Source organism: Microvirga sp. Mcv34 (genome assembly GCF_024519725.1).
GTDB lineage: Bacteria > Pseudomonadota > Alphaproteobacteria > Rhizobiales > Beijerinckiaceae > Microvirga.
Window position 1 is genome coordinate 1 of sequence record NZ_JALJRK010000174.1, and the last position, 4,298, is coordinate 4,298.

Annotated in this window: 5 protein-coding genes; 2 read left to right on the top strand and 3 right to left on the bottom strand. The window is 67.6% G+C overall.

Translation table 11 applies throughout. The features are described from left to right. Both OC446_RS29545 and OC446_RS29550 read left to right on the top strand, forming a co-directional pair. Window positions 1-192 (top strand): hypothetical protein (locus OC446_RS29545; protein ID WP_262032470.1); only part of this gene is annotated, 192 nt, incomplete at its 5' end. 151 nt (window positions 193-343) lie between these two features. Continuing rightward, entirely contained in the window at window positions 344-1,033 is a 690-nt protein-coding gene (locus tag OC446_RS29550; protein WP_262032473.1) for an SCO family protein, read from the top strand. A gap of 569 nt (window positions 1,034-1,602) precedes the next feature. Here OC446_RS29550 and OC446_RS29555 read toward each other — a convergent pair. The 3 genes from OC446_RS29555 to OC446_RS29565 form a co-directional block, all read right to left on the bottom strand. Next, on the bottom strand, window positions 1,603-2,010 hold the full coding sequence (locus OC446_RS29555) for a copper-binding protein (protein WP_246205702.1): 408 nt from the start codon (window positions 2,008-2,010) through the stop codon (window positions 1,603-1,605). Between the two features lie 160 nt (window positions 2,011-2,170). Further along, window positions 2,171-3,451 carry an adenylate/guanylate cyclase domain-containing protein gene (locus OC446_RS29560; RefSeq protein WP_262032471.1) on the bottom strand — a complete coding sequence of 427 codons (1,281 nt, stop codon included), beginning with the start codon at window positions 3,449-3,451 and terminating at the stop codon, window positions 2,171-2,173. Window positions 3,452-3,569: 118 nt separating this feature from the next. Beyond that, window positions 3,570-4,298 (bottom strand): efflux RND transporter permease subunit (locus OC446_RS29565; protein ID WP_262032472.1); only part of this gene is annotated, 729 nt, incomplete at its 5' end.

The following is a 4,298-nucleotide window of genomic DNA, read 5'->3' on the forward strand; positions in this document are numbered from 1 at the left end:
CGATCATCGCCGCCGCGTCAGAACCTGTTCTGGGCCTTCATCTACAACGCCCTCGGGGTGCCCGTGGCGGCCGGCGTGCTCTTCCCGATCCTTGGCGTCCTGCTGTCGCCGATCATCGCCGCCGCGGCCATGGCGCTGTCGTCCGTCAGCGTGATCGCCAACGCGCTGCGGCTCCGCGTCGCCCGGATCTGATGGCCCGGGCGCGGGCATCGGCAGGCGGGAGCCGGCCAGGTTTCACCCTGCTGCCGATGCCGCGGGTAGCGCAATGCGTCTGCCCTGACCTCGGCGCCACCTCAAGCGCGCCGGCCCAGAAAACTTCAAAGTGGAGATCCTAATCGTGAACATGCCTTCGCTCCTCGCTGTCGCCGCCGCTGTCGCGCTCGCCAGCCTGACAGCGGACCCTGGGTCGGCGCACTCGCTCGACAGCCTCCAGGGCGAGATGCACAAAAAGGAGAAGTACTTCGAGGTGAAGGACCGGCCCGCTCCGGAATTCACGCTGCGGGACGCCAAGGGAAACGATCATCGCCTCTCCGCGCTTCGCGGCAAGGTCGTCATCGTCAATTTCATTTACTTGGGCTGCACGGACGTGTGCCCGCTCCACACTGAAAAGATCGCCGAGATCCAGGGCATGGTGAACAGCACGCCGATGCGCGATCAGGTGCAGTTCCTGACCGTCACCACCGACCCGGACCGTGACAAGCCGGAGGTCTTGAGCGCCTTCGGTGCGGAGCGCGGGCTCGATTTGCAGAATTGGGTGTTCCTGACGACCACGCCCGGGATGCCCGAGGATGCGACCCGCAAGCTGGCGGAACAGTTCGGGCACAAATTCACCAAGACTGCCGACGGCCTGCAGATGCATGGTATCGTCACCCACGTCATCGACCGCGAGGGACGCTGGCGCGCGAACTTCCACGGCCTGCAGTTCGAACCCACGAACCTGGTCGTCTACATCAACGCCCTGGTGAACGACCGCGACCGCCACGACGTGGAGCGAAGCCCTTCGTTGTGGGAGCGCCTCCGGTCCTTTTTCTGATCGCGGTTGCCGTCCCGCCGCACGAATCCTCAACCGGGTCCAAGTGCCGCTTTGCGCAGTCCTCGCAGGCGGGAAAGTCCAAGCCGCGGCACCGCCAGGTCGCCGACGGCCACGCCCGGCGAATAGGAAGCCTCGCTGCCTGGCGCGCGGGCTTACGCCTCCTCGCCTTCGTAGACCGGGACGGTGAAGCGCGAGATCCCTGGCGCTCACGGCACCTCGAAACATGCTGACCTGCTGCTCTAGGGGTTGAGAGGGGCGGCAACTCGGAGAACGCAAATGTCGGTCATGCGCCGCCCATGAGGATCGCCTGCGCAGCATGGCGCTGGTTTCCTGCGCAGTGAGCCCATGGGTCCGATCATACGAACGCTGTTCACGCACTCGTGCCGTTCGCGTTCCGCATTCAGCTGTGGGTTCGCCGCATTAGCATACGCGTGGGATCCGGCCAGCGGGAGCCTTGCACCGCAGCAGGGAGAAGGTCTCCCCCGGGGAGAACAAGGCGCGGCCCTTGGCCGTCGCCGGTCAGGCCAGCGGAAGGGCCGGAGACGTTACTGCGCCTCCGGCGGGACGGCTTATTGTGCCGGGCTGAGCGACTGAACGGTGTAGCTGCCGTCCGTGCCCTTGTTCAGGGTGAACTTCACCTTGGCCCCGGGCTTTACTTGGGTGAGGTCGACGGACGGGGCTGCCGCGAACTCCATCGACATGGCCGGCCAGCCGATGGCCGGGATCGGTTCATGGTTGAGCTTGACCTTGCGCTGCTCGGTGTTGACTGACGCGACAGTGCCGGTTGCCATGGCGCTCGTCGCCGCCGTGGTGTTGCCACTGCCCATGCCAGGCATGTTCTGCATGTTGCCCATGCTGCCGCCGGAACTGCTCTGAGCGTGGGCCGGCAGGGCCAGGGCCGCGGCGGTGAGGCCGCCCAGGACCAAGGCCTTCAGGGCCGGGCCGCGCGTGCGCGGTAAGAGGATGAGGCTCGACATCGGGATCTCCTGTTGTGGTCGAATGCAGCTCTTCACATTGCATGAAGGCTGTGTCGCGGGCGCGAAAAGGCTCGATGGCAAATGCAGCCGGCGCCCGCCCGCGGGTGCGCCAGCCCCGACCGTCGGATCGGGTCGAAACGGATTGAAAGGGCCACACTGCTCACGACGCCACCACGGTCGCATCCGGCTGGGCCCGGTGCGGTTCGGCGGGGGGCTTTTGCCGCAGCAGGCGAAGGGGCTGGCGCCGGCCGCGCAAGGACTGGTCCGGGACAGGGTCCCACAAGGCGCTGTCCACGACCGGCCTGGCTGCCTGCAGGGCGGGTTCGGACACGAGGAGGCGTACGCCGAGCTCACCGGCGAGCTCCTCGATCCGGTTGGCAACATTGACGGTGTCGCCGATGACCGTGAACTCCAGGCGCTCCTCGTCGCCGAGCGTCCCCGCGGTGACCTCGCCGTAGTGGATGCCGATCCCCACCTCGATGGGGGCGAGCCCCGCCGCGGCACGCTCTTCGTTCCAGCGGTCTGTCGCCTCGTGGATCTCCAGGCCACATTGGACGGCGTTGCCGGCGTCCGCCTCGGTCGGATGCGGCACGCCGAACACGGCCATGATCCCATCACCAATGAACTTGTCGATGACCCCGCCCCGCCGCGCCACCGGTGCGGCCATCCGGCGCCGGTACTCAGTGAGGAACAGGGCGAGCTCGCCCGCCGCCATGCGCTCGGCCATCGGGGTGAAGCCACGCACGTCGATGAACATCACGGCGGCCCGCTGCGGCCGGAAGGACGAAGGTCCCGGCTCGGACCTCGCGAGCTGGTCGGCGATGCCCGCGCTGAAGAAGCGGGACAGGTTGGAGCGCAGCCGCGCTTCCCGGATGGCGTCCGCGAGCGCCCGGCGCGTCCGGCCCACGGCCACGAACAGCACGACGGCCGTGAGCGCCACGACGGAGAGGCGAGTGATCTCCCCTGGCAAGACGAAAGCGGCGTCCGGCGCCTGCGCCCCGACCGTGATCCACAGCAGCGCCCAGCCCGCCACGAACAGGCCGGCGGTGTAGAGCACCAGATAAGGCCGGTGCCGGACCGCTGCAACCGCCAGGAGGAGGAAGATGAGAGAGGCCACTGGAGCGGCCGAGATGCCGGACGCCGGCGTTCCGAACGCCATGGCCAAGGGGCCGATGCAATGCAGGAGGAGGCCGACGTCCAGGGTCGCAAACATCCAGGGCAGCCAGGGTCGGAAAAAGCCGATCCAGGCCAGCACCAGGCTCACGGTCGCGAACACGCCCAGGGCAATGACGGAGAACATGGCCATGTGCGCATGCTCCAGCGCACCTCCCGCCCAGAATACGGCTGTGATGGCGGAGAACACCAGGAGGCGCAGGACAGCGAGGAGGGCCTCGGTCTCCCGCTCGACGCGCGCCAGGCCACGGTCGATGTGCGACCTCATCGCAGAACTCGTCCGGCCGCGAGGGCGCCGCGGATGGCGCACCGGCACCCGCGGGGCAGGAGGCCCTGGCGACTTTGATCCATGACAGTCACTTGCAAGACAGGCACATTCATGGCGCTTACTCGGCCGCCCGCGGCAGCGCATTCCCCAGGCGTGCGGACAGGGGCTCGTGGCTGCCGTCGCGGCTTGGGGCCACGTCCCCCCGCCGCGGCAGCCCGCGCCCCTTCACGAGGGCGTAAATGGCTGGGATGACCACCAGCGTCAGCACGGTCGACGAGACCATGCCGCCGATCATCGGCACGGCAATGCGCTGCATGATCTCGGAGCCGGCACCCGTGCTCCACAGGATCGGGATCAGGCCCGCCATGATGGCGACAACCGTCATCATCTTCGGCCGCACCCGCTCCACCGCGCCGACCATGATCGACTCGTAGAGGTCCTCGCGGCTGAAGGCGCGGCCCTGGGCGGCACGCGCGGCCTGCACCTCCTTCATGGCATGATCCAGGTAGATCAGCATGACGACGCCGGTTTCCGCCGCAACACCAGCAAGCGCGATGAAGCCCACCGCCACGGCCACCGACATGTTGAAGCCGAGCCACCACATCAGCCACAGCCCGCCGACCAGCGCGAAGGGCAGCGACAGCATCACGATCAACGTCTCCGTGAGCCGCTTGAAGTTGAGGTAAAGCAGCAGAAAGATGATCAGCAGCGTGACCGGCACCACGATCTTGAGGCGGGCCTCGGCGCGTTCCAGGTACTCGAACTGCCCGCTCCATTGGACGTAGTAGCCCGGCGGGAACTTGACCTCACTCGCAACCGCCTGGCGCGCCTCGGCGACATAGCCGCC

Excerpts from the sequence above, each read along its gene's own strand:
- OC446_RS29555 (WP_246205702.1), bottom strand. The coding sequence starts at position 2,010 with ATGTCGAGCCTCATCCTCTTACCGCGCACGCGCGGCCCGGCCCTGAAG.
- OC446_RS29560 (WP_262032471.1), bottom strand. The coding sequence starts at position 3,451 with ATGAGGTCGCACATCGACCGTGGCCTGGCGCGCGTCGAGCGGGAGACC.
- OC446_RS29550 (WP_262032473.1), top strand. The coding sequence starts at position 344 with ATGCCTTCGCTCCTCGCTGTCGCCGCCGCTGTCGCGCTCGCCAGCCTG.